The organism is Streptomyces sp. NPDC045778 (genome assembly GCF_056431945.1).
On record NZ_JBWKJZ010000014.1, the window covers coordinates 73,469 to 97,760 of the forward strand.

Below are 24,292 nucleotides of genomic sequence, written 5' to 3' on the forward strand. Positions count from 1 at the left end.
GGCTGACGTGTTCACAACCACCCCGGGAGGCTCCGGTCAGCCCTTGTCGTGCGGGCGGTACTCGCGCACCGTGCGCAGGATCGCGCGGACCGTGCGGTCGGGGATCTCCTCCTCGACGCCTCGCACGCCGTGGAAGGACCAGGAGAGGAACTCGCCGCCGGAGTTCCTGAAGCCGAACGTGGTGGCCTTGCCGTCGGTGTCGCACGTGCCCTTCTTCGGGACGCCGGAGGAAGTGGCCGTCACCAGGCTGCCCTTGAGGCCCGACGCGGTGGTGTAGGACTTCGCCGGGCCGGTGGTCACCTTCTTCTTGTCGGGCTGGGCATAGCCGCCGTAGACCCAGGCCGTCGCGTTCTCCCGGGCGATCTGCGCCGTACTGCTCGCGGTCTTGTTGCGCTTGGTGCCCGCGAGGCCGAGAGGCGTGTGCTCCTTCGTGCCGTCCTTGTCGTCGTCAGCCGCGCACCAGCGTTCCTTGAGGACGGCGGGGGCGAGCATGGCGACGAGGGGCGTGTCCGAGGGGTCGTCGTTCTCCGAGACCCAGGTGGCGAAGTCGGCCGACTTCAGGTCCCACTGCGGCGGCACGTCGAAGGCGAGCCCGTCCCTGGGGTTCACGACGGTCTTCCAGCCCGGCACCGTCGGCTCGGGTTCGCCGCCCTTCCCGCGGCGGTCCGTGTCCTCCGGCTCCGCGGGGCGGGGCGCCTTGGTGGTGGAGCGGGCCGGGCCGGGCGCCGCCGTGTCGTCCGTGTCGTCTTCGTCACCGCCGATGAGCAGGGCGCCGGCGGCGACCGCGGCCACGACGACCACCGCCGCGGCGGCGATGGCGATCACCTTGGTCCTGCGGCCGCCCCCGCCCGGCGGGACGGCGGGCCCGGCGGACACCGTCGGCGCGTTCCACGGCTCCTGTGGCGAGGGCTCCTGGCCGTGCTGCCGGTACGGGTTCGGCTGCTGGTAGCCCGGCTGCCGGTAGGGGTTCGGGTCCTGCCCCTGGTCGGGGCGCGGCTGCTGGGGTCCATCGGGTCGATCTTGTCCTGGCCACATGGGCGTCCACGATAGGCCGGAGGGGAACGACTGTTCGCGCAGGCCTGGCCAAGCCTGCTACTCGTGGGTAACATCCGGGTCATGAGCGCAGACCAGATGTCGATCGGCGAGATGCTCGCCGCCACCGTGCCGATGGCCCGGACCCTGAACCTGGAGTTCCTGGAGACGACCCCCGAGCGGGCCGTGGTCGTCCTTCCGGACCAGGCGGAGTACCACAACCACGTGGGCGGGCCGCACGCCGGCGCGATGTTCACCCTGGGGGAGTCCGCGAGCGGGGCCATCGTGCTCGCCGCCTTCGGGGACCAGCTCTCGCGGGCCGTGCCGCTCGCGGTGTGCGCGGACATCGCGTACAAGAAGCTGGCGATGGGGACGGTCAAGGCCACCGCGACGCTGGGGCGGCCGGCCGCCGACGTGGTCGCCGAGCTGGACGCCGGGCAGCGCCCCGAGTTCCCCGTGGCCGTCGCCCTCACCCGCGAGGACGGCGCCGTGACCGGCGAGATGTCCGTGACCTGGACCCTGCGGCCCAACGAGCCGAAGTAGCGGCTGATGTCCGGCCCCGCCCGGGCGCGTCTGAGTAGGCGTACTCAGGCGGGCCCGGCCGCGGGGCGCGAGGATCGGCGGCATGGACCTGCCGATCGCCCCGCCCGCCTTCGACGCCTCCGCGCGCACCCGGGCCGACACCGGGCCCGACGTCGGCGCGGCCGTCGGGCTCCTCGTGGCCGAAGTGCTCGTCCTCGCCGGGATCCTGGCGGCGTGGATCGCGAGCGGCTTCACCCTCGACCCCGAGGCCCACGCCGCGTACGACCGCCTCGACGGTTATCTCCTCGCCTCCGCCTGCGTGGGTGGTCTCGCGCTGCTCGCCACCGGCGTGGCGGTGCGGGTCCGGGCGCCGGTGACCGCGTGGAGCCAGGGGTTCACGGTGGTGGTGATCACCGTGGCGGTCCTCGCCGGGTTCTCGTACCAGCGGCACGAGGACGAGGTGCGCCGGCCCGCGCCCGCCTGGACGGGCCAGGCCGGCTGCCGCAGCGGCGGGGACAGTGACGAGTGCGCGGCCAGGGGCGGCTGAGGCGCGGCGCGGGTGGAGGGGCGTGGGCGGTAGGCTTCCCCGGCGTGCGCGATCATCGCGCGCGCCGGGGGAGTCATCCGCGTACGGAAGGAACCGGGGTTGCACGTCCAGGAGTGGCTGGAGCACGTACCCGCCGTCAGCGTCTACGCGCTCGTCGGTCTCGTCATCGGCCTGGAGTCACTGGGCATTCCGCTGCCAGGCGAGATCGTCCTCGTCTCCGCGGCGCTCCTGTCGTCCCAGCACGGCGACGTGAACCCGGTGGTCCTCGGCGCCTGCGCCACCGCCGGGGCGGTGATCGGCGACTCCATCGGCTACGCGATCGGCCGCAAGGGCGGCAGGCCGCTGCTCGCCTGGCTGGAGCGGAAGTTCCCCAAGCACTTCAGCGCGGCGAACGTCGGCAGCGCCGAGCGCTCCTTCCAGAAGTGGGGCATGTGGGCGGTCTTCTTCGGCCGCTTCGTCGCGCTCCTGCGCATCTTCGCGGGGCCCCTGGCGGGCGTCCTGCGCATGCCGTACTGGAAGTTCTTCACCGCCAACGTACTCGGCGGCATCGTCTGGGCGGGCGGCACCACCGCCGTCATCTACTACATCGGCGTGGTCGCCGAGGACTGGCTGAAGCGCTTCTCGTACGTCGGACTCGGCATCGCGGTGCTCATCGGCATCGGCTCGATGCTGCTGGTCAAGCGGCGGGCGAAGAAGGCCGCCGAGGAGCACGCGGCGAGCGAGGCCGCGGCGGCGAGCGAGGCCGCGGCGGCGAGCGAGGCCGCTGCCGTCTAGGCCCCGAGCGGGCGGCCGGGTGCGGAGATCGCTCCGGCCGCCGTTCAGGGGGCGTAAGCCCTCAGTCCTCCTGGGCGTGCGCGGCGCGGTGGGCCTTGGCCAGCTCCACGTACATCGTGCCGTTGAGCGAGATGCCCGCGCGCTCCTCCTCCGTGAGCTGCCGCTTCACCTTCGCGGGGACGCCCGCCACGAGCGAACCCGGCGGCACCCGCATGCCCTGCGGGACGAGCGCCTGCGCGGCCACGAGCGAACCGGCGCCGATCACGGCGCCGTTGAGGACGGTCGCGCCCATGCCGATGAGGCAGTCGTCCTCGACGGTGCAGCCGTGCACGACGGCGTTGTGGCCGACCGAGACCCGCTCGCCGATGGTGACCGGGAAGCCGGGGTCCACGTGCAGGCTGCAGTTGTCCTGGATGTTGCTGTCGGCGCCGATCTCGATGGGCCCGCAGTCGGCGCGCAGGACCGCCCCGTACCAGGCGCTCGCGCCCGCGTGCAGCGTCACGTCGCCGATCACCACGGACGTGGGCGCGGTGAACGCCTCCGGGTCGATCCGGGGGTCCTTGCCGCCGATGCCCATGACGAGTGCCTGGTGACTCATCGTTCTCTCCTTGGATCGTTGCGTCCGTCACGCCTGAGCGAACCGTACGGGACCCCCCTTCCCGGCCCGGCGGTGTGGGGTGAAGATCACAGGCGGGGGGAGTGCTCGCCCCGCGCGGGGCTGAGTAACGTGAGCGGGTGCCCAGGAACAAGAACGTGTTCTCATCCCTCGCCGCGTGGCGGCGCGGCGTCGCGCAGCGCGCCGTCCACGCGGGCTGGGCCTGGGTGCAGCGCACCGGCGCGGTCACCGCGCGGCGGCCGGGACGCCTCGCGTTCGGCGCGATCGGCGAGGGCACGAAGCTCGCCTTCCCGCAGGGCACGGTCTTCGGCGCGCCCTGGATCCGGCTCGGCGCGCACTGCATCGTGGGTGAACAGGTCACGCTGACCGCCGGTCTGATGCCCGATCTCGACCTCGGCCCCGACCCGATCCTGCGCGTCGGCGACGGCGTGGTCCTCGGCCGCGGCAGCCACGTGATCGCCGATACGTCCGTGACGATCGGCGACGACTGCTACTTCGGGCCGTACGTGTACGTCACCTCGACCAATCACAGTTACGACGATCCGCACACGCCGATCGGCAAGCAGTGGCCGCGCATGGAGCCGGTGACGATCGGCTCCGGCTGCTGGATCGGCACGGGCGCGGTGATCCTGCCCGGCGCCCGGCTCGGCCGCAACGTGGTGGTCGCGGCGGGTGCCGTGGTGCGGGGCGAGGTGCCCGACCACGCCGTGGTGGCGGGGGCGCCCGCGCGGGTCGTCAGGACCTGGTGCGCGGAGCGGGGGTGGCAGCCGCCGCTGCGCACGCCCGCCCCGGTGCCGATCCCGGAGGGCGTCACGCCGGAGCAGCTGCTCGCGCTCGGGGAGCTGGAGGAACTCGGCCGCCTCGGTGAGCTGACCGACGTGCCGGACGCCGAGGGCCGCGCGTAGGCCGGCGCCGCCTCAGCCCGTCGCGAGCAGGACCGTCCCCACCAGGGCGAGGCCCGCGCCCGCCGCCTGCACCCCGCGCAGGCGTTCCTTGAGGACGCCGCGCGCGGCGAGCGCGGTGACCACGGGGTAGAGCGAGGCGAGGACAGCCGCGACGGTGACCGGGCCGCTGCGGGCGGCCAGCGCGTACGTGCCGTTGGCGGCGACGTCCGCGAGGCCCACGAAGGCGAGCGCGGGCAGGGTGGCCCAGAGGACCCGCATGCCGGCGCCCTCCGGCAGGGCGGTGCCGCCGCGCCGCACGCTGACGTACAGGGCGGTCCCGCCGGCCAGGACGTTGGTGACGCGCTGGACGAACAGGGCGAGGAACAGGCCCGTGACGCTGGTCGAGGCCTCCGCGATCAGGGCCATGACGGCGCCGAAGCCGAAGGCCGCGAGCAGCGTGAGCAGGACCGCCCGGCGCTGCACGGGGGCCCCGCGCAGCTCGGGCCCGCCCGCGAGGACGATGCCGACGACGGCCACGGCGATGCCCGCGAACTGCGCGAGGCCCGGCCGCTCGCCGAGGAACAGGCCGACGCCCACCGGCACCACGACGCCGAGGGAGCCGAGCGGAGAGACCACGCCCATCGGGCCGAGCGCGAGGGCCTTGTAGAACGCGAACATCGCGACCGGCCCCACCAGGCCCGCGCCGACGGCGAACCACAGCTGCGGCCCCCACTCGGTCCACGCCCCGGACGCGACGACCACGACGCCGAGGACGGCCACCGCGACGCACTGGGAGGCCACGACCACCGTCAGGGCGGGCAGGCGCCGGGTCAGCAGCCCGCCGCCGAAGTCGGCGAGGCCCCACATCAGGCTGGTGGCCAGGGCGAACAGCGCGGTCAGGCCTGACATCGGGAACCTCGCAGTACAGTGTGGTGAACCATCGGGAGCCTTCGGGTGCACCACACCGTAGTTCAGTACAGTGAACTCTGTCATCCAAAATATTGGACGGAATGTGTCGGATCTCGACCAGCTCACGCAGTCGCTCGCGCGGAACCTCAAGCGCTGGCGCGGCGAGAGGGGCTTCACGCTCGACGCCCTCGCGGCCCGCTCCGGAGTCAGCCGCGGCATGATCATCCAGATCGAGCAGGCCCGCACCAACCCCAGCGTCGGCATCACCGTGAAGCTCGCCGACGCCCTCGGCATCAGCATCACCACGCTGCTCGACTACGAGCAGGGGCCGCACGTGCGCGTCGTACCGCCCGAGCAGATGGTGCGGATGTGGTCCACCGACGAGGGCTCCAGCACCACGCTGCTCGTCGGCGCCGAGGCGCGCGGCCCCTTCGAGCTGTGGTCGTGGCACCTGATGCCCGGCGACGGCAGCGACTCCGACGCGCATCCGCCGGGCACCATCGAGCTGTTGCACGTCAGGGCCGGTGAGCTGACGCTCGTGGTGGACGGCGCGGAGCACCTCGTGCCCGCCGGGTCATCGGCGACGTTCGAGGCCAACGTCGCGCACGGCTACCACAACAAGGGTGCCGAGCCGGTGGAGATGACCATGTCCGTGGCGGTGCCGCCGGCGCACGCCGGGTCGTACTGACGGCTTCCCTCGGGGCCGGTGGCGCCGAACCGCCCTGTTACCGTGCGGACATGCGCGCTCCTCTAGGAAACTTCGACGTCGTCCGCCCCGCTCCCCAGGCCCTCGACCTGCTCGTCGCCCCCGTGGCCGAGGCCGTACGCGCCTGGAGCGGGGCCGTGCCCGCCGACGAGCTGATCCACGTCGACACCGAGCCCCAGTGGGCGGACACCGCCGCGTTCGTGGAGCACTACGGCCCCGAGCTGCTCCAGGAGTCCGCGAACTGCGTCGTCGTGGCGGGGAAGCGCGGCGGCGAGACCACCCTCGCCGCGTGTGTGGTCCTCTCCGGCACGCGTGTCGACGTGAACGGCGCCGTGCGCCGCCGACTGGGCGCCCGCAAGGCGTCGTTCGCCGCGATGGACACCGCCGTCGGCGAGACCGGCATGGAGTACGGCGGCATCACGCCGATCGGCCTGCCCGCCGACTGGGCGCTGCTCGTGGACACCGCCGTGGTCGCCCTTCCGCACGTCCTGATCGGCAGCGGCAGCCGCCGCGGCAAGCTCATCGTGCCCGGCAAGGCCCTCGCCGACCTGCCGAACGCCGTGCTCGTCGAGGGCCTCGGCGTGGCCTGAGCGGCACTCCAGGCCGCGCCGCGCGACCGTCAGGCCCGGGGCGTGCTCGGCGAGCAGTGCCGAGCTGCCCCGGTGGCCGGGCGCGCAGCCGGCGCGCCCGCTGCGCGGCGGTGCCGAAGCGCAGCAGCGGCCAAGCGCTCAGCCGGAGTTCCCGCGACGGGCCGTCGGTCGCCTGCGGACTCGTCGTGGCCGTTCGCGCAGTTCCCCGCGCCCCTTCAGGGCGCTGCCGAACTGCCCTCGGGGCCGCGCCCCAGCTCGGCCAGGATCTTCTCCGTGTGTTCGCCCGCCGCGGGCACCGGGCCCATGCGGGGGCTCACCCCCGAGAGCCCGGCGGGTGGCACGAGGGCGCGCATCGGGGGCGCGCCGTCCGGAAGCCCCACGTCCCGCCAGCGCCCGCGCTCGGTCAGGACGGGGTGCTCCAGGAAATCGGCGACCGAGTTGACGCCCGCGTGGGCGATGCCGGCGGCGTCGAGCAGGGCCGCCGCCTCCTCGCCGTCCAGCTCCGCGCACCGCGCCGCGATGATCCCGTCCAGCTCCTCGCGGTGCGCGACGCGGGCCGTGCCCGTGGCGAAGCGCGGCTCCCCGGCCAGCTCCGGGCGGCCGAGGAAGACCCGGCACAGCGCCACCCACTCCGGCTCGTTCTGCACCGAGAACAGGACCTCCTTGCCGTCGCGCGCGGTGAACACGCCGTACGGCGCGATCGTCGCGTGCCGCGCTCCGGCGCGCGGCGGCTGGGTGCCGCCGTAGCGGGTGTAGTACGCGGGCTGGCTCATCCACTCGGCGAGCGCGTCGAACAGGGACACCTCGACCGCAGGGGCACGGCCGGTCGTCGCCCGCGTGTACAGCGCCGACAGGATGCCGCTGTACGCGTACATCCCGGCCGCGATGTCGGCCACCGAGATGCCGACGCGCACCGCCTCCTCCGGGGTGCCGGTGAGCGAGAGCAGCCCCGTCTGGCACTGCACGAGCAGGTCGTACGCCTTGCGGTGGGCCCAGGGCCCGGACGTGCCGTAGCCGCTGACCGCGCAGGTGATGAGGGAGGGGTGCCGGGCCTGCAACTCCTCGGCCGACAGGCCGAGCCGGGCGGCGGCCCCGGGCGCGAGGTTCTGCACGAAGACGTCGGCTGTGGCGAGGAGTTCGCGCAGCACCTGCCGTCCCCGCGCGGACTTCACGTCCAGGGTGATCGATTCCTTGGAACGGTTCAGCCAGACGAAATAGCTGGCCTGGCCGTGCACGGTGGTGTCGTAGCGCCGGGCGAAGTCACCGCCGCCCGGCCGCTCCACCTTGATCACGCGCGCGCCGAGGTCGGCGAGCTGACGGGTGGCGAACGGCGCGGCCACGGCTTGCTCAAGGCTGAGCACGGTGATGCCGGCCAGGGGCAGGGGGTGCGGCATGCGGGCTCCATCCTCCCTCGGGCGTCAGGCACTCTTTGTACGGGACGGCGCCCCAGGGCGGTACGGGGCGATGTGCGCGGTGCCGCTTGGTCCTGGTGCCCGCCCTGTCCGCCCCGGCCGCCGTTCACCTGATGCTCACGAGGGTCGGCCCGATCCGCCGCGCGGCCCTTGGGCGCAGTTCAGCCGGGGCGGTCACCGTGCTGAGCGGGGCCCCGCCCGGTCCCGTCGTCCTTCCCCTCCGTCGCACTCCAACGAACCGTTCCCGCCCGACCGTTCCCTTGAGATCCGTCGTCCGAGAGCCCTCGTCCCCGTCGAGATCCGTCCCCATCGAACGGAGAACGTACTGTCATGCCCGCGACACACTCGACACCTGTGACGCCCGGGACGCCGCCGGCGTCCACGCTTGCCCCGGCTTCCGCCAGCCGCCCCGCCTACGTCCCCTCCATCGCCCACACCGAGGAGCAGGTCCGCGCCGCCCAGCGCCTGCGCTTCCAGGTGTTCGGCGAGGAGATGGGCGCCACCCTCGACACGCCCCTGCCCGGGCACGACGTCGACGCCTTCGACGCTTGCGCGGACCACCTGATCGTCACCGAGACCGCGAGCGGCGCCGTGGTCGGCACCTACCGGCTCATCCCGCCGGGACGCGGCGAACTCTCCTACTCGGCGGGCGAGTTCGACCTGAGCGCCCTGGCCCCGCTGCGGCCCGCGACGGTCGAGGCCGGGCGGTCCTGCGTCCACCCCGACCACCGCTCCGGCGCCGTCATCACCCTGATGTGGTCGGCGCTCGCCCGCTACGTCCTGCTCTCCGGCCACCGCTACCTCGCGGGCTGCGCCTCCGTGCCGCTGGCCGACGGCGGCGCCGCGGCCGCCAGCGCCTGGCTGCTCGGCACCGCCAAGCACGCCTCGCCGCCCGAGCTGCGCGTCCACCCGCACCGGCCGTGGGCCCCGTCTGGCGAACGCGCGGGACACCGGCCGACGTACGCCGACCTGCCGCCGCTGCTGCGCGGCTATCTGCGTCTGGGGGCCTGGATGTGCGGGGCGCCCGCGCACGACCCCGGCTTCGACTCCGCCGACTTCTTCGTGCTGCTCGACACCCGCCGGCTCAGCGAGCGCCACCGGCGCTTCTTCCTCGGTGACGAGGGATCACGGGGGTCCGTGTGAACCCCTGGTCCGTGGACGCGGGCTGTCCGCGGACCTGCGCACGGCGGGCCGCGTCCCGCGTGGGCCCCGCCGAGGCCGCGCGCCGGTACGCGGCGCTCGCGCACGAGGTCGGGCGGAGCCTGGCCCTGGGCGACGGCCTCGGCGACGGCGACGCCGTGCGGGTCCGGGCGCGGCGGGTGCTGCGGGCGCTCGGCGTGCGGCTCGACGTGGGCCCCGTGCCGCTGACCGTGCCCGGCGCGGGCGCCGGGACGCTCGTCGTCGCCAACCACATCTCGTGGCTGGACGTGGTGGCGCTGCTCGCCGTCGAGCCCGTCGCCTTCGTCGCCAAGCGGGAGGTGGGCCGGTGGCCCCTCGTCGGGACGCTCGCGCGGCGGCTCGGCACGCAGTTCATCGACCGGGAGGGCGGCCGGCACGCGCTTCCGCTGATGGTGGGGGAGCTGGCCAGGACGCTGGCCCAGGGGCGGTCCGTGCTCGTCTTCCCCCAGGCCACGACCTGGTGTTCGGTCTCCGGCGGCCGGTTCAGGCGGGCGGCGTTCCAGGCGGCCGTGGACGCGGGGGCCGCGGTGCGCCCGGTGACCGTGGCGTACGAGGCGGACGGGGCGGGAAGCACGGCGGCGGCGTTCCTGGGCGACGACGGGTTCGGGACGTCCCTGCGGAGGGTGGTGGGGGCGCGGGGGCTGGGCGTGCGGGTGCTGGCCCACGCGCCGTTGTACGGGGGCGACCGGAAGGGCCTGGCGGAGGAAGCCTGGGGCGCGGTGACGGGCTGCCGGCCGCTGCCGGGCATCCCGCGCGGTCCCGTCCCGTAGGCGCGCGGGACGAGGGGCCGCAGGGGGGTGTCGTCGCGGAGCCGGGTCCGGTGTCCCGCCCTCCCTTTTCCCGCTCATTCTTTCCCGCCCATTCCTCGAGCCTCACGGTTGTCAGGCACAACAATTCAGGAACCGGGCACCTTCACCCCCGTTCGTTGGCGTTCCGCGTGTCCGTGAAGCCCTGGCGGGGCCGGTTCCGCAATGGCGAAATTCTTCTCTGGCGGCACCTGCCGGGTGGCGGCAGAATCACCATTCCAGTGACGTTCGATGCACTGTCCAGCTCACGTCGGAAAAACCGCGCAAGGAGCATGCCGGAAACCCGGAAAACGACGAGAGGACGGTCGATGGACGCGATAACCCCCACAGAAGGCAGCTTTGCCGAGGCCATGGCCACACGGCCGCAGAGCGCCCTCATGGCGGGCCAGTTCCGGATCAAGCTCTTCTACCCCAGCGGCACGTTCAAGGGGTATCTGAACAGGAACGGCGACAACTGGGCCATCATCAGCCAGGACCCGCTCACCCTTGAATTCTACGAGTGGAACGGCGTGACCTACTACAAGATTCCGGGTGAGGGCCGGTATCTGTCGGTGAGCAACAACGCGTACGTCGGCTTCTACGGCTGGTCCGGCGCGTCGAGCTTCCGGCTCACCGACGACAAGGAACTCGTCTCGAACTACAACGAGAAGCGGACGTCGTTCCGCAACGGCGAGTCATGGGTCTTCTGCTGGGACGAGTACAACATATTCAAGGTGGAGTTCGAGAAAGTCTGACCCCACCCGGAGGGGCCAGCCGCGCGGGCCCCTTTCCGTCGCGCCGCCGCGCGCGACATGCCGCCCGCCCCGCCGCGCGGGGCGGGCGAGCGGGACGGCGGCGGGGGGCCACCAGGGCTTCAGCTCGTGTTCACGGGACGCTCCCCTGTCGCTGGCAGGGTCATGACGAAACCGCCCCCGACGCAGAGGAAACCCCGGTGCCCGTCGTCCGTACCGCACGAACCCTCACCCTTGTCTCCACCGCTCTCCTGGCCGCCACCACGCTGACCCTGTGGCCCGCGGCCGCCGCGGGCGCCGTGGAGTTCGACGTGACCGCGACCGTCGAGACCGCTCCCGTCGCGCACAGCGGCGACGCCGCCGACGACCCGGCGGTGTGGGTGCACCCCGGCGACCCGGCGAAGTCCGTCGTCGTGGGCACCGACAAGAAGGGGGCCCTGGAGGTGTACGACCTCAAGGGCGCCCGGATCCAGCGGATCAGCGGGGACCACGGCAACAACGTGGACGTCCGCGGCGACGTCGTGGTGTCCGCGGACGACGAGGCCGAGGGCGGTGACGGCGCGCTGCACGTGTACCGGATCGACCCGGCCACGCGCCGCCTGACGCACCTCAAGGACGTGCCGACCGCGGTCACCGCGCACGGCCTGTGCCTGTACGCGTCGCCGCGCTCGGGCAAGCTCTACGCCTACCCGAACTCCACGTCCGGCCGCGTCGAGCAGTGGGAGCTGGCCGTCAGCGGCGACACCGTGAAGGCCACGTCGGTGCGGCTCTTCGACGCCGGGTCCGCCGTCGAGGGCTGCTACGCCGACGAGCGCACCGGCAAGCTGTACCTGGGCGAGGAGGACGTCGGCGTCTGGGTGTACGGCGCCGAGCCCGGCGACGGCACCGCCCGCACCAAGCTCGACTCGACCGGCTCCGGCGGGCACATCACCGCCGACACCGAGGGCATCACGGCCGCGGGCGACCGGCTCTACGTGTCCTCGCAGGGCAGCGACGACTTCACCGTGTACGAGCGGAGCACCGGCCGCTACCTCGGCCGGTTCGGGGTGGCGTCGGGCACCGCCGCCGACGACTGCGAGGACACCGACGGCATCGACGCCACCGCCGCGAACCTCGGCCCCGCCTTCCCCCGTGGCGTGTTCGTCTGCCAGGACGGCTCGAACGGCGCCCCCGGCTCCAGCGGGAACCAGAACTTCAAGCTCGTACCCCTGGAGCGGATCACCGACCGGGTGTGAGACCTCCGGGGCACACCAGGATCACGGGGCCCACCGGGCTCACCAGCCCGTGAACAGCAGATGGTTGAGGGCCAGGGCGAGGACCGCCTGTGCCCCCAGCCAGAAGCGGCGGCCGCCCTCCGGCAGGAGCGCGGCCGCCACGAGCAGGAACGCGGCGAACGGCAGCCAGATGCGCTCGGTCTCGGCCTTGCTCATGCCCGACACGTCCGCGACCGCCACCGCCAGGAGGGCCGCGAGGGCCACGCCCGCCACCCGGTCCGCCGCCGTGGCCGCGCCGGCGCGCCAGCGGCGTACGGCACCCGGCGCGGAACCCGCCGCCCGGCGCAGCCCGGCCACCGTCGCGAGCCCCACGGTCAGTACCGTGCAGGCCGGATTGGCCCAGATCCAGTACCAGTAGGGGCGCACGCCGGCCGCCCCCTGGTAGTAGCGCTCCACCAACAGGCGGTACGCCTCCCACCAGTTGAAGCCGAACGCGGTGAACACCGCCGGGACGACGAGCGCGCCCGCCACGAAGTACGGCAGCGGGCGCGGCGTCCTGGCGAGCGCGAGGACGCCCGCCACGACCACCGCGAAGAGCGTGAGGCCGTACGACAGATAGCAGAGCAGGCCGAAGAGCAGGCCCGCGCCGCAGGCGGCGAGGGCGGGGCGGCGGACCGCGCGCGTCGCCGCGAGGGCGAGCAGCGCCGTCAGCCAGGCCGCGACGGCCGCGAAGTAGCCGTCCGCCGACGTGCCCGCCCACACGGCGGCCGGAGCGAGCACGAGGAACGGCGCCGCCCGGCGCGCGCTCGCCTCGTCCCCGAGCACCTTCAGCGTGATCAGCACGGCGACCACGGTCGTACTGCCGGCCGTGATGACGAAGGCGCCCGCCCATCCGCCGCCGCTCAGCCCGATCCGGTCGAGGAGGACGAAGGTGAGCGGGGCCGCGGGCGGATGGCCCGCCGTGTGCGCGGGCCAGTGGTAGGCGCCCGGCTCGCCGAGCAGGATGTACTGGGTGTAGTCCCGCAGCGTCGCCGGGATGTCCGCGAAGCGGTCGACGACCTGGAGGTACTCGTACTTCGTGGTGAGCCTGCGGGCCACCCCCCGGTGCCAGCCGTCGACGAGCGCGAGCGACCAGATCCAGGCCGTGGACGCCGCCCAGGACCCGGCGAGCAGGACCCGCCACGGCAGCCGCGCCGCGAGCGCCGGGCCGTGCGCGACCACCGCGACGGCGACGGCGAGCGCCGCCGGGGTGCCGGGGCCGACGTGCGGGTCCCAGACGGCGTACAGCGGAGGCCAGTTGACGTGCAGGCTGCCGTCGGAGCGCTCGACGGCCCGCCCGACCACGACGGCGGCGGTGACGAGGAGTGCGGCGAGCCCGGCGGCGAGCAGATCGCGGCGGGGGCCGGTGGTACGTCGTTCGGGGTGGTTCACGCTGGCACGCTAGGCCGCGCGGGGCACGCGCGAGCCGCGGTGCAGCCCCCCGTCACGGAACCGTCAGATCTTCCGCCGCCCTGGTGTACGCCGTCCGGGCCCTCCGGACTCCGTCAGCGTTTCGTCATGCGCCGCGGCGGCCGCCGGGCCGCCCGCCGGACTTACGGTCGACGCGATGCGACGGACCCGTTCCGTGCCGACCATCGCCGACCAGTGCCGACCAGTGCCGACCAGCGCCGACCAGCGAGGACACACCCATGCGCAATCCGCAGAGACCGCCGGCCACCAGGACCGCGGGACACCCGGCGGCCCGCGCGCCGGCAGGACCGTGGCGCAGCCCGCTGCGCGGCCCCTGGCTCACCTCCGTGCTCGGCATGGTGCTCCTGGCCGGGATGACGCTGCTGTTCGTCACCGGCCTGCTGTCCTACGCCGCGTACAACCCCGGCCTGTCGCCCGTCAACGACAAGACGCCCGGCAAGGGGCTCCTCGGCTTCTACCTCTTCGACTGGCCGACCCGGCCGCGCTGGCTGTACCGCCTCACCCAGGGCCTGCACGTCACCGTCGGCATCACGCTCGTGCCGGTGCTGCTCGCCAAGCTGTGGTCGGTGCTCCCGAAGCTGTTCGCGCTGCCTCCCGCGCGCTCCCTCGGGCACGCCCTGGAACGCCTGTCCTTGCTGCTGCTCGTGGGCGGCGCGCTGTTCGAGTTCGCGACGGGCATCCTGAACGTGCAGCTGGAGTACGTCTTTCCGGGGTCCTTCTACCCCCTGCACTTCTACGGCGCGTGGGTGTTCGCCGCCGGGTTCGCCGCGCACGTGGCGCTGAAGCTGCCGAGGACCGTACGAGTGCTGCGCGAGCGCGGGTTCCGGGCCCAGCTGCGGACGCGCGCGCCGGAACCCGACGACGGCTCCGGGCTCGTCGCCGCGAGGCCCGCCGAGCCGACCGTGTCGCGGCGCGGCGCGCTCGGCCTGGTCGGCGGTGGCTCGCTGCTGCTGTTCGCGACGACCGCGGGGCAGAGCTTCGACGGCTGGCCGCGCGCCACGGCCCTGTTCGCGCCGCACGGCGGCGGGGACCCGGGCACCGGGCCCGGCACCTTCCAGGTCAACAAGACGCCCGCGACGGTCGGCCTGGGGCGGCGGGACCTCGACGACGGCTGGCGGCTCGACCTCGTGGGCCGGGGCCGCACCCTGCGCCTGACCCGTGACGACCTGCTCGCCCTCGAACAGCACGGCGCGGACCTGCCCATCGCCTGCGTGGAGGGCTGGTCGACGTCCGACCAGGCCTGGCAGGGCGTCCGGCTGCGCGACCTGGCCGCGCTCGTCGGGTACGAGGAGTACGAAAGGGGCGCGGAGGGCCCGCGCGGCGTCCTCGTGGAGTCCTTGCAGACGCGCGGCGCCTTCCGCCGGGCCGCGCTGCGCGACAACCAGATCCGCGACCCGCGGTCACTGCTCGCCCTGCGCGTCAACGGCGCGGACCTGACCCCCGACCACGGCTACCCGGCACGCGTCGTCGTGCCCGCCGCGCCGGGCGTACTGAACACCAAGTGGGCGGCGCGGATGACGTTCGGGGAGCTGGTGTGAGGCGCCCGCGCAGGCCTGGAGCGGAGAGCGGAGGGGTGGCGAGGGCCCGCCGCCGCGGAGCGGGCCCCCTGCATCTCCTGCTGCTGCTCGCCTCCTTCGCGCTCACCGGGTACGCGGGGGTGCGGTTGCTGCGGGACGACTGGGCGGGGGTCGCGGTGTGGTTCGTCGGGGCGGCCCTGCTGCACGACCTCGTGCTCGCGCCGCTGTACGCGGCCGCCGACCGGGCGCTGACGGCCACGCTGGGCGGGCGGCGCCGGGACCTGACCATGTTCGTGCGGGTCCCGGCGGCCCTCTCGCTGCTGCTCCTGCTGGTCTGGTATCCGCTGATCACCCGTCAGGTGCCGCGCTACGAACGCGTCACGGGCCTGTCGGCGGACGTGTTCCTGGCCCGCTGGCTGCTGGTGACGGCGGGCCTCTTCGCGGGCTCGGCGCTGTGGCTCGCCGTGCGGGCCGCGCGGCGCCGCAGGGCCACGAAGCAGCGCCCGTCGGCCGTCCACTGATCGGCCGCGCGCAGCCCCGCGGGGCGGGCGTGGCCGAGCAGGGCGGCGGTGCCGAGCCGGGCCCAGGGGAACGTGCCGCCGGGCCCGGCGCGCCCCGTGCCGTCGTCGACCCGTACGCGGACCCGCTCGTCCACCTCGACGGGCGCCGCCTCGGCGATCAACAGGCCGCCCGGAGCGAGCAGTTCGGCGACGCGGGCCAGGAGCGCGGCCGGGTCGCCGCCGATGCCGACGTTGCCGTCCATGAGCAGCGCGGTGCCCCAGCGGCCCTCGCCCGGCAGCGGGTCGAAGACGGACCGGCGCAGGGCGGAGCCGCCGAGGCGCAGCGTGTGCCGGACCGCGGCCTCGCTGACGTCGATGCCGAGCGCGCGGTGGCCGGCGGCGGCGAGCGCGGCGACCAGACGGCCGGGCCCGCACCCGATGTCGAGCACGGAGCCCGCGCAGCGGCGCAGCGCCGACCGGTCGGCCGGGTCGGGCGCCGCGCACCAGCGCTCCACGTCGAGCGGGAGCAGCCAGCCGTCGGCGCGGCGCAGGAACAGCGGGCCGCGCCCGGCGTGCAGCGCCTCCTCGTACAGGTCGGCGCCCCACGGCGGCGGCGGTACGACCGTGCTCATCGGCGGGCCGCCCGGCCGGTCCGGGCCCGGTCGATCCGGATCCGGCGGCCGAGCCGGGCGATCCGGTCGACCCGGGCCAGTTCGGCGGCGAAGCGGGTGCCGGGAGCGCGGGCCGCGACGTGCGCGGCGTCGGCCGCCGTGTCGACGTCCCGCAGCACCGCGAGGTCGCGCACGCGCAGGCCCGCCCCGGTGAGCCGGGCCCGCTGCGCGGCACCGGTCGTCGGCGTGGACATGGGGACCCCGCGCAGCAGGTCCGGGTCGGGCTCGGCGAGTCCGAGGGCCCAGAAGCCGCCGTCGGCCGCGGGCCCGAACCAGGCGTCGGCGTCCCGCCGGGCGTCGGCCGCGAGCGCGGGCGCGAGCAGCGCGGGCGTCACCTGCGGGGTGTCCATGCCGATGAGTACGGTCGGCCCCGCGCAGCCCGCGAACGCGGCGGCGAGGCGCGCGTCGAGCCCGCCCGCGGCCTGGGGCACCACCTCGATGCCGGGCGGCAGCCAGGGCCCCGGCTCCCCGGCGAGCGCGAGCACTCTGCGGTGCGCGGGCGCCGCGAGCACGGCGTCCAGGGTGTCGGCGAGCGCGGCCACGGCGAGCCCGGCGGCCTCCTGCGGTGTGTAGGGCGGGGTGAGCCGGGTCTTCACGGCGCCGGGAAGCGGGGCCTTGGCGATGACCAGGAGGGTGGCGGGACAGGTGGAGGCGGTCATCGCGGGCCGCCCCCTCGCGGGCCGCGGCGCGACGAGGGGGGCTCGGCGAGGACGCGGCGCATGTCCCGCACCGCCTGCCAGGTGCCCCGCCAGGTGCCGGTGACCTTGGACGTGCCGACGCGCGGCAGATACGGTACGTCGCGCTCCTCGATCCGCCAGCCGGTGTCGGCGGCCCGCACCACCATCTGGAGCGGGTAGCCGCTGCGCCGGTCGGTGAGCGCGAGGGCCAGCAGGTCCGCGCGCCGTGCCGCGCGCAGCGGGCCCAGGTCGTGCAGGGCGAGACCGGTGCGGCGGCGCAGCAGCAGCGAGAGCGCGAGGTTGCCCGCGCGGGCGTGCGGCGGCCAGGCCCCGCGCGCGCCGGGGCGCCTGCGGCCGATGACGAGGTCGGCGCGGCCTGCCGCGACATCGCGGACGAACGGCACGAGCAGGCCCGGGTCCAGGGAGGCGTCGCAGTCGCAGAAGCAGACGACGTCGGCCCCGGCGGCGGTGAGCCCGGCGTGGCAGGCGGCGCCGAAGCCGCGCCGCGGCTCGTGCACGACGGTCGCGCCGAGCGCGCGGGCGAGGTCCGCGGAGCCGTCCGTGGAGCCGTTGTCCACGACGATCGCGCGCCAGCCCGCCGGGACGCGGGCGAGCACCCACGGGAGCGCTTCGGCCTCGTTCAGACAGGGCAGCACGACGTCGGCGGCCGGAGCGGGACGCTCCGCCGGGAGCGGGGAGTCGGGGGAGGGGTGAGTCACGGCACTCACCCTACGAAGCAGAAACGGGCATAACGGACTTCTGGTTCTTACGAAACAGGGACGTCGGGGCGCGGGGAGGCCGCGCGGGCCGCGCGCGCGAGCACGTGGTGCGAGGCTGGTGACATGCGGAATCCAGCACCCGGCCCCCCGCCGGGCCCAGTCCCAGGCCCCCTGGAGGGCGCAGCGTCAGGCCCTCTGCCGGGCCCGGCGCCGGGCCCGCCCCCGGGCGCCGGCGCGCGCGTCCTCGTCGTGGACGACGACCTCACCGTCGCCGAGGTCGTCACCGGCTACTTGGAGCGCGCCGGATACGCCGTCGACCGGGCGGTCGACGGCCCCGGCGCGCTGGCGAGCGCCGCGGCGCGCGAGCCCGACCTCGTCGTCCTCGACCTGATGCTGCCCGGCATGGACGGCCTCGAGGTCTGCCGCAGGCTGCGGGCCCGCGGCCCCGTACCGGTGATCATGCTGACCGCGCGGGGCGACGAGGACGACCGCGTCCTGGGCCTGGAGATAGGGGCGGATGACTACGTGACGAAGCCCTTCAGCCCGCGCGAGCTGGTGCTGCGGGTCGAGTCGGTGCTCCGCCGCGGCCGCGCCGCGAAACCGTCCCGCCCGCCCGGTGCGCCCCTGGGCGCGGCGGGAATCACGCTCGACCCGGCGGGGCGCCGCGCCACCAAGAACGGGGCCGAACTCGCCCTGACCGTCCGCGAGTTCGACCTCCTCGCGTTCTTCCTGCGGCACCCGGGCCGCGCCTTCGGCCGCGAGGAGCTGATGCGCGAGGTGTGGGGCTGGGACTTCGGCGACCTGTCCACGGTCACGGTCCATGTACGCAGGCTGCGCGGCAAGGTGGAGGACGACCCCGGGGCGCCGCGCCTGATCCGGACGGTATGGGGGGTCGGATACCGCCTTGAGACCGGCGGGCCGGGGGAGCCGGAGGAACCGGACCGAGCGGCCACGGCGGATGCGCCGGGCGGGCCGGGCGCGGAGTCGTCGGCGGCGGTCGCGGGCCCGGCGGGCGGCGAAGGCGGCCCGCGGCCGTGACCGACATCCTGCTCATCGCCCTGTACGCCTTCCTCGGCGCGGCGGCGGCCGGGCTGCTCGGCGCCGGTGTGCTGCGGCTGCTGCGCCACCGCTCGCTCGTCGTGTCCCTCACCGTGGTCGTCGGGGTGGCCGTCACGGCCATGCTCGCCGGGACGCTCGCCGTGGCGTGGCAGATGTTCCTGTCCCGGCACGACCTGACCGTCGTCACCGTCGTCGTCGCCATGGCCTCCGTCGTGTCGTTCGCCGTGGCCCTGCTGCTCGGCCGGTGGGTCGTCGCCCGCAGCAAGGCCCTGGCGCGGGCGGCCCGTTCGTTCGGCACCGGGGACGGCTTCGCCGCCCCCGAGGAGCCCACCACGGCCGAACTGTCCGCGCTCACCCGGGAGTTGGAGGTCACTAGCGCGCGCCTCGCCGCGTCCCGTGAGCGGGAGCGGGCCCTGGAGAGTTCCCGCCGCGAACTGGTTGCCTGGATCTCGCACGACCTGCGCACCCCCCTCGCGGGCCTGCGCGCCATGGCCGAGGCTCTGGAGGACGGCGTGGCCGCCGAGCCCGACCGCTATCTGCGCCAGATCCGCACCGAGGTCGAGCGCCTCGACGGCATGGTGGGCGACCTGTTCGAACTCTCCCGCATCCACGCCGGGGCCCTCGCGCTCACGCGTGCGCGGATCTCCGCGTACGACCTGGTGGGCGACGCCCTGGCCGGGGCCGATCCGCTGGCGCGCGAGCACGGCGTCCGCCTCGTGGGGCGGCGCATCGACGCCGTGCCGGTGGAGGTCGACAGCAAGGAGATGAGCAGGGTCCTCGGCAATCTGCTGGTCAACGCGATCCGCCGGACACCGGCGGACGGCACGGTCGCCGTCACGGCCGAGCGGTCGGACGGCGGGGTCGTCCTGTCGGTGACGGATGAATGCGGCGGCATCCCGGAGGAGGACCTGGCGCGGGTCTTCGACATGGGCTGGCGGGGCACGCACGCGCGCACCCCGCCGGCGGGCGCCGGGCTCGGCCTCGCCATCGTGCGCGGCATCGTCGAGGCCCACCGGGGCCGTACGGCCGTGCGCAACGTCTCCGGCGGCTGCCGCTTCGAGGTGGTCCTGCCCCCGGCGGGGACGGCGTGGCCCGCAGGCGCCGCCCCCGGACCCGGCTAGCGCGGCGGCGCCTCCGGTCCCGGCTGGCGCGGCGGCGCCGCCGCGAACTCCCGCATCCCCGCCGCGAACCCCGTCTTGGGCTCCCAGCCCAGTTCCCGGCGCAGCCGGGCCGAGTCCGCCGTGATGTGCCGTACGTCGCCGAGCCGGTAGGCGCCCGTGGTCACGGGGGCGGGGCCCCCGTGGGCGAGGGCCAGGGCCCGGGCCATTTCGCCGACGGTGTGCGGCTCCCCGCTGCCGGTGTTGTACGCGGTGAGCGCACCGGGCGCGCCGTCCCCCGCCGCCTCGAGGGCCGCGGCCGCCGCCGACGCCACGTCCCGCACGTGGACGAAGTCCCGCAACTGCCCGCCGTCCTCGAAGACCTGCGGCGCCTCGCCCCGGGCGAGGGCGGAGCGGAACAGGGCGGCCACTCCGGCGTAGGGCGTGTCCCGGGGCATGCCGGGCCCGTACACGTTGTGGTAGCGCAGCGACACCGCGCGGCCGCCGGTGGCCCGGGCCCACGCGGCGGACAGGTGCTCCTGCTGGAGCTTCGTCGCCGCGTAGACGTTGCGCGGGTCGGCGGGGGCGTTCTCCGGGACCAGGCCCGGCGTCAAGTCCTCGCCGCACAGCGGGCAGAGGGGCTCGAAGCGCCCCGCCGCCAGGTCCGTCTCGGCGCGCGGCCCGGGCCGCACCACACCGTGGCGGGCACACGCGTACCGGCCCTCCCCATAGACCACCATAGACCCGGCGAGCACCAGGCGCCCGACCCCGGCCCGGGCCATCGCGGCGAGCAGCACCGCCGTGCCCAGGTCGTTGCAGCTGACATAGGCGGGCGCGTCGGCGAAGTCCTTGCCGAGCCCCACCATCGCGGCCTGGTGGCAGACGGCGTCGACACCGGACAGCGCCTGTGCGACGGCCGCCCCGTCCCGCACGTCGGCGCGGAGGAAGCGCTCGCCGGGGCGGGCCGGGCGCGGCGGGCCCGTGTGCGCCGACGCCAGGAGCGCGTCGCAGGAGACGACGTCGTGGCCGCGCTCCAGGAGGGCGTCGACGACGTGTGTTCCGATGAACCCGGCTCCGCCGGTGACCAGTACCCGCATGCCGCCCACGCTAGGCGGCGGGGACGGCCGCGGCCCGGTGCCCGAGGACCGCGTCACCGTTCCGTAAGACCCGGTCGTACGCGGCGCGACGCTGCCGGACCCCGGCCGCCACGAGGCGGCCGTCCGGCATCAAGAAAGCATAAAGATTGCCGGAAAATGGCAGTGCGCCGATGCGTCCGGACAGGTCAGGATGGATAGGCAGGAACGGGGGGCGAGGCCCGGGTGCCGGATCACGGAAACGAGGTCCGGCACCCGAGTGGGGACGGCCCCCGGATGCGACCACCGGTCAAGGGGGCGGGGGCATGGGGGATTTGTTGCACGCGGTGGTGGGCTTTCCAGGGGTGGTGTTCACCTCGGCCCTGGCCGTCGTCGTGTGTTTCTGGCTGTTGGTGGCGGTGGGCGTGACCCGCGCCGACAGCTTCGACGAGGACGCCGACCTGGACGTGGTGGGGCTCGGGGGAGTGCCGGTCGCCGTGGCGGCCTCGCTGTTCACTCTCGCCGGGTGGGTGACCGGCGTCGCCGGTTCGGCGGCGACGGCGCGGGCGGGCCTGACGGGGATGGCGCACGCGGCGGTCGACCTGGGGCTGCTGCTCGCCTCGGCGTGCGTCGGCTGGAGCGTGACCCGCGTGCTCGTCCGCGTACGGGCGCGGCTGTCCGGTGTGCCCGACTCCTCGCTCCTGGACCTCCTCGGCTCGGTGGGCACGGTCCGCACGGGCTCGGTGAGCACGGATTCCGGCCAGGCCGAGGTCGCCACGGGCACGGGTGCGGTGGTGGTCGTGGAGGTCCGCCAGGCCCCCTCCGCGCGGGCCGCGGCCCTCACCCTCGGCAGCAGCGCGGTCCTGTACGCGTACGACGCGTCCGGCGCGTTCTTCTGGGCGGCCCCGGCGGTCGTGTCGCTGACCCCGGGCCAGCGCCTGCCGCGGGCGCACGAGCATCCGCGGGAGCAGTCGTCCGACGGCCACGACTGGCCCTGCGCCGACTGCGCCTGAGATCCGGTCATGCAGAGGTTTCCCCTGGTCAGCGGGGTGGGAGCGGAGCACGCCACCGCCCTACCCCTGTGCCTGCCGCCGAGCCCCCATGCGTTAGAAAGGCGGAGAGGTCTGATCAGGAAATCGGGGGCACATGTGGCAAGTCGGGACATACCGGATGAGTTCCTTGACGGATATACGCGGATACTCGCGGACGCCTCCGCCACCGGGCGCGGGCTGACCCGGGACGAGCTGGACTCGCGCCGCGCGCTCGGCGAGCGCGCGGCCGACGCCGGGTACGGACTGCGCGCGCTCGTGGGCGCGCACCTGGCGCGGGCCCGGGCGTTCGGTGCCGCGCCCCGCGCGCACGGGGTGCCGGGAGCCGCGCCGCCCGTCTCCGCCGAGGCCGTCCTCGCCGCCGTCGAGCAGGCCGTCGATGCCTTCGCCGAGGGCTACGAACGCGCGCAGCGCCTGGCGATCCGTCAGGAGGAGGTCGCGCGCCGGGAGTTCATCGACGACCTGCTGCACGGCCGCAGCGACTTCGGCCTGCTCGCCGAGCGCGCGGAGCGGTTCGGCCTGCGCCTGTCCCTCGCGCACGCGGTCGCCGTCGCGCAGGGCGGGTGTGCCTACGAGGACGGCGACGACGCCCCGCGCGAGGTGGAGCGGGCGCTGACCGGCCGCTTCGGCGACCGCAGTCCGCTGATCGCCACCAAGGACGGCCGCCTGGTCTGTGTGACCACGGCCGACCAGGGGGACGTCCTCGACTTCTTCGCCAAGCAGGCGCACGTCGCGACGGACGGCGGCCGCGTCGCCATCGGCCGCCCGCAGCCGGGCGCGGGCGGCGTCGTCCAGTCGTACGAGGAGGCCCTGAGCGCCCTGGACCTCGCCGCGCGCCTGGATCTGCCCGAGCCGGTCTTGCGCGCCGCCGACCTGCTCGTCTACCCCGTCCTGACCCGCGACCGGCAGGCGATGGCCGACCTGGTCCTGAACACTCTAGGACCGCTGCGCGAGGCCAGGGGCGGCGCCGAACCGCTCATCGAGACCCTCGCCGTCTACTTCGACGCGGGCTGCGTGGCCGCCCAGGCGGCCCGCCGGCTCAGCCTGAGCGTGCGCGCCCTGACGTACCGCCTGGAGCGCATCCACCGCCTCACCGGCACCAATCCCGCCGACCCGATGCACCGCTACACCCTCCAGACGGCGGTGATCGGCGCGCGGCTCCTGAACTGGCCCGCGCGGGAGTTCTGAGGGGCCCGTGCCTCAGCGCGGCGCCGGGTCGAGCCGCGGGATCTCGATGGCGGGGCACCGGTCCATGACCATGTCGAGACCCGCCGCCCGCGTCCGCTCGTACGCCGCCTCGTCGACGACGCCGAGCTGGAACCAGACGGCCTTGGCGCCGATGCCCGCCGCCTCGTCGGCGACGGCCCCGGCGAGGTCGCTGTTCACGAACACGTCCACGACGTCGACCTCGAAGGGGATCTCGTCCAGGGAGGCGTACCCCCGCTCGCCGTGGACCGTCTCCGCCTTCGGGTGCACGGGCACGATCCGCTTGCCGAACCGCTGGAGGACCTCGGCGACGCCGTAGGCCGCCCGCTGCTGGTTCGAGGAGAGGCCCACGACGGCCCAGGTGTCCCCGAGCTGGGTGAGGATCTTGCGGACCGTGGCGGGGTCGCCGTACATGAGGGCCTCCAGGGCGTGGTGGGTCTGACCGGCCCAACCGCGCGGGACGCGCGGTGATTCCCGAACGCCGTCCGCCCGAAGAGCGCGGGAGCGTTCTCCGGGCGGACGGCGCCGGTGCGGTGCCGTGGTCCTCAGACGTTGACGCCGAAGTCCGACGCGATGCCGCGCAGGCCGCTGGCGTAGCCCTGGCCGACGGCGCGGAACTTCCACTCGGCGCCGTGGCGGTACAGCTCGCCGAAGACCATGGCGGTCTCGGTGGAGGCGTCCTCGGAGAGGTCGTAGCGGGCGATCTCCTGGTTGTCGGCCTGGTTCACGACACGGATGAACGCGTTGCGGACCTGGCCGAAGCTCTGGCCGCGGTTCTCGGCGTCGTGGATGGAGACCGGGAACACGATCTTGGTGATGTCGGCCGGGACGCCGGCGAGGTTGACCTTGACGGCCTCGTCGTCGCCCTCGCCCTCGCCGGTGAGGTTGTCACCGGTGTGCTCGACCGAGCCGTCGGGGCTCGTGAGGTTGTTGTAGAAGACGAAGTGCTGGTCGGAGACGACCTTGCCCGACTCGTCGCAGAGCAGCGCGCTGGCGTCGAGGTCGTAGTCGGTGCCGGTGGTGGTCCGCACGTCCCAGCCGAGGCCGACCAGTACGGCGGTGAGGCCGGGTGCCTCCTTGCTCAGCGAGACGTTGCCGCCCTTGGCGAGGGAAACTCCCACGGTGTCCTCCTGATGGTCCTCTGCGGAGGAGGTGGTCCTCTGCGGAGATGGTCCTGTTGGAAAACCGGCCCTGTCCGTGACCGGACCGGGATTTAGAATCTACATGACTGTAGAAGTTGCTGCGGCGGCCGTGCCGGAGCCCACGAGGCCCTCCTTCCCCGGCCCGGCCGTTACGATGTGACGCTCCCCAGTGACGTGCCCGACATGCGTG

General features: G+C 74.6%; 26 protein-coding genes. 15 read left to right on the forward strand and 11 right to left on the reverse strand.

All coding sequences use genetic code 11. The features are described 5' to 3' along the window. Positions 1–36 precede the first annotated feature (36 nt). Positions 37–1,035, reverse strand: coding sequence for a DUF8017 domain-containing protein (locus AC07GB_RS19645; protein ID WP_478847054.1), 999 nt, complete (start codon positions 1,033–1,035; stop codon positions 37–39). Between the two features lie 81 nt (positions 1,036–1,116). Between AC07GB_RS19645 and AC07GB_RS19650 the strand changes: the two genes are divergently transcribed. The 3 genes from AC07GB_RS19650 (at position 1,117) to AC07GB_RS19660 (ending at position 2,875) form a co-directional block, all read left to right on the forward strand. Beyond that, positions 1,117–1,575, forward strand: coding sequence for a DUF4442 domain-containing protein (locus AC07GB_RS19650; protein ID WP_478847056.1), 459 nt, complete (start codon positions 1,117–1,119; stop codon positions 1,573–1,575). An 82-nt stretch (positions 1,576–1,657) separates the two neighbouring features. Next, entirely contained in the window at positions 1,658–2,101 is a 444-nt protein-coding gene (locus AC07GB_RS19655) for a DUF6234 family protein (RefSeq protein WP_478847058.1), read from the forward strand. Positions 2,102–2,200: 99 nt separating this feature from the next. Beyond that, positions 2,201–2,875, forward strand: a complete 675-nt coding sequence (locus AC07GB_RS19660; RefSeq protein WP_478847060.1) for a DedA family protein — start codon at positions 2,201–2,203, stop codon at positions 2,873–2,875. Positions 2,876–2,936: 61 nt separating this feature from the next. On the opposite strand, the gene AC07GB_RS19665 is transcribed toward AC07GB_RS19660, so the two are convergent. Next, positions 2,937–3,473 carry a gamma carbonic anhydrase family protein gene (locus tag AC07GB_RS19665; protein WP_478847062.1) on the reverse strand — a complete coding sequence of 179 codons (537 nt, stop codon included), beginning with the start codon at positions 3,471–3,473 and terminating at the stop codon, positions 2,937–2,939. A gap of 137 nt (positions 3,474–3,610) precedes the next feature. Here AC07GB_RS19665 and AC07GB_RS19670 point away from each other — a divergent pair, with 137 nt between their 5' ends. Beyond that, a complete protein-coding gene (locus AC07GB_RS19670) occupies positions 3,611–4,396 on the forward strand; it encodes an acyltransferase (protein ID WP_478847064.1) in 786 nt (261 codons plus the stop codon). A 12-nt stretch (positions 4,397–4,408) separates the two neighbouring features. Here the strand turns inward: AC07GB_RS19670 and AC07GB_RS19675 are convergent, their stop codons facing one another. Beyond that, a complete protein-coding gene (locus AC07GB_RS19675) occupies positions 4,409–5,275 on the reverse strand; it encodes an EamA family transporter (RefSeq protein ID WP_478847303.1) in 867 nt (288 codons plus the stop codon). 112 nt (positions 5,276–5,387) lie between these two features. Between AC07GB_RS19675 and AC07GB_RS19680 the strand changes: the two genes are divergently transcribed. Then, positions 5,388–5,972 (forward strand): helix-turn-helix domain-containing protein, encoded by a 585-nt coding sequence (locus AC07GB_RS19680; protein WP_478847066.1) that lies wholly within the window; start codon positions 5,388–5,390, stop codon positions 5,970–5,972. A gap of 50 nt (positions 5,973–6,022) precedes the next feature. Next, positions 6,023–6,580, forward strand: a complete 558-nt coding sequence (locus tag AC07GB_RS19685) for a YbaK/EbsC family protein (protein WP_478847068.1) — start codon at positions 6,023–6,025, stop codon at positions 6,578–6,580. Between the two features lie 215 nt (positions 6,581–6,795). Here AC07GB_RS19685 and AC07GB_RS19690 read toward each other — a convergent pair whose 3' ends face one another. Continuing rightward, positions 6,796–7,974, reverse strand: a complete 1,179-nt coding sequence (locus tag AC07GB_RS19690) for a CaiB/BaiF CoA transferase family protein (protein ID WP_478847070.1) — start codon at positions 7,972–7,974, stop codon at positions 6,796–6,798. Between the two features lie 348 nt (positions 7,975–8,322). On the opposite strand from AC07GB_RS19690, the gene AC07GB_RS19695 reads away from it, so the two are divergent. The 4 genes from AC07GB_RS19695 to AC07GB_RS19710 all read left to right on the forward strand — a co-directional run bounded on the left by AC07GB_RS19695 (position 8,323) and on the right by AC07GB_RS19710 (position 11,943). Next, positions 8,323–9,135, forward strand: a complete 813-nt coding sequence (locus tag AC07GB_RS19695; protein WP_478847072.1) for a GNAT family N-acetyltransferase — start codon at positions 8,323–8,325, stop codon at positions 9,133–9,135. Beyond that, on the forward strand, positions 9,132–9,941 hold the full coding sequence (locus AC07GB_RS19700; protein ID WP_478847074.1) for a lysophospholipid acyltransferase family protein: 810 nt from the start codon (positions 9,132–9,134) through the stop codon (positions 9,939–9,941). The genes AC07GB_RS19695 and AC07GB_RS19700 overlap by 4 nt, the downstream gene beginning before the upstream one ends. A 344-nt stretch (positions 9,942–10,285) precedes the next feature. Next, entirely contained in the window at positions 10,286–10,711 is a 426-nt protein-coding gene (locus tag AC07GB_RS19705; RefSeq protein WP_478847076.1) for a hypothetical protein, read from the forward strand. Positions 10,712–10,908: 197 nt separating this feature from the next. Beyond that, positions 10,909–11,943, forward strand: a complete 1,035-nt coding sequence (locus AC07GB_RS19710; RefSeq protein ID WP_478847078.1) for a phytase — start codon at positions 10,909–10,911, stop codon at positions 11,941–11,943. Between the two features lie 39 nt (positions 11,944–11,982). On the opposite strand, the gene AC07GB_RS19715 is transcribed toward AC07GB_RS19710, so the two are convergent. Continuing rightward, positions 11,983–13,353, reverse strand: a complete 1,371-nt coding sequence (locus AC07GB_RS19715) for a hypothetical protein (protein WP_478847080.1) — start codon at positions 13,351–13,353, stop codon at positions 11,983–11,985. Positions 13,354–13,610: 257 nt separating this feature from the next. Between AC07GB_RS19715 and AC07GB_RS19720 the strand changes: the two genes are divergently transcribed. Then, entirely contained in the window at positions 13,611–14,930 is a 1,320-nt protein-coding gene (locus AC07GB_RS19720) for a molybdopterin-dependent oxidoreductase (protein WP_478847082.1), read from the forward strand. 346 nt (positions 14,931–15,276) lie between these two features. Here the strand turns inward: AC07GB_RS19720 and AC07GB_RS19725 are convergent, their stop codons facing one another. From AC07GB_RS19725 to AC07GB_RS19735, 3 genes are read right to left on the reverse strand one after another with little or no spacing between them, the layout of a single operon-like run. After that, the gene (locus tag AC07GB_RS19725; RefSeq protein ID WP_478847084.1) at positions 15,277–16,041 is read right to left on the reverse strand and encodes a class I SAM-dependent methyltransferase; all 765 of its coding nucleotides are present in this window, start codon (positions 16,039–16,041) and stop codon (positions 15,277–15,279) included. Further along, the gene (locus AC07GB_RS19730) at positions 16,038–16,739 is read right to left on the reverse strand and encodes a TIGR04282 family arsenosugar biosynthesis glycosyltransferase (RefSeq protein WP_478847086.1); all 702 of its coding nucleotides are present in this window, start codon (positions 16,737–16,739) and stop codon (positions 16,038–16,040) included. The genes AC07GB_RS19725 and AC07GB_RS19730 overlap by 4 nt, the downstream gene beginning before the upstream one ends. Beyond that, a complete protein-coding gene (locus AC07GB_RS19735; RefSeq protein WP_478847088.1) occupies positions 16,736–17,476 on the reverse strand; it encodes a glycosyltransferase family 2 protein in 741 nt (246 codons plus the stop codon). The genes AC07GB_RS19730 and AC07GB_RS19735 overlap by 4 nt, the downstream gene beginning before the upstream one ends. Before the next feature lie 123 nt (positions 17,477–17,599). Here AC07GB_RS19735 and AC07GB_RS19740 point away from each other — a divergent pair, with 123 nt between their 5' ends. Further along, positions 17,600–18,514: a response regulator transcription factor gene (locus AC07GB_RS19740; protein WP_478847090.1), complete on the forward strand. Its 915-nt coding sequence runs from the start codon at positions 17,600–17,602 to the stop codon at positions 18,512–18,514. After that, positions 18,511–19,656, forward strand: a complete 1,146-nt coding sequence (locus tag AC07GB_RS19745; protein ID WP_478847092.1) for a sensor histidine kinase — start codon at positions 18,511–18,513, stop codon at positions 19,654–19,656. Before AC07GB_RS19740 ends, AC07GB_RS19745 begins: the two co-directional genes overlap by 4 nt. Here the strand turns inward: AC07GB_RS19745 and AC07GB_RS19750 are convergent. Then, complete coding sequence (locus AC07GB_RS19750) at positions 19,653–20,729, reverse strand: NAD-dependent epimerase/dehydratase family protein (RefSeq protein ID WP_478847094.1); 1,077 nt, start codon at positions 20,727–20,729, stop codon at positions 19,653–19,655. The genes AC07GB_RS19745 and AC07GB_RS19750 overlap by 4 nt on opposite strands. A 302-nt stretch (positions 20,730–21,031) precedes the next feature. Here AC07GB_RS19750 and AC07GB_RS19755 point away from each other — a divergent pair, with 302 nt between their 5' ends. Further along, the gene (locus AC07GB_RS19755; RefSeq protein WP_478847096.1) at positions 21,032–21,718 is read left to right on the forward strand and encodes a hypothetical protein; all 687 of its coding nucleotides are present in this window, start codon (positions 21,032–21,034) and stop codon (positions 21,716–21,718) included. 135 nt (positions 21,719–21,853) lie between these two features. Next, on the forward strand, positions 21,854–22,942 hold the full coding sequence (locus tag AC07GB_RS19760) for a PucR family transcriptional regulator (RefSeq protein ID WP_478847098.1): 1,089 nt from the start codon (positions 21,854–21,856) through the stop codon (positions 22,940–22,942). A 12-nt stretch (positions 22,943–22,954) separates the two neighbouring features. Here AC07GB_RS19760 and AC07GB_RS19765 read toward each other — a convergent pair whose 3' ends face one another. Next, positions 22,955–23,374, reverse strand: coding sequence for a CoA-binding protein (locus AC07GB_RS19765; protein WP_478847100.1), 420 nt, complete (start codon positions 23,372–23,374; stop codon positions 22,955–22,957). Positions 23,375–23,505: 131 nt separating this feature from the next. Continuing rightward, the gene (locus AC07GB_RS19770; protein WP_478847102.1) at positions 23,506–24,081 is read right to left on the reverse strand and encodes a TerD family protein; all 576 of its coding nucleotides are present in this window, start codon (positions 24,079–24,081) and stop codon (positions 23,506–23,508) included. Positions 24,082–24,292 lie beyond the last annotated feature (211 nt).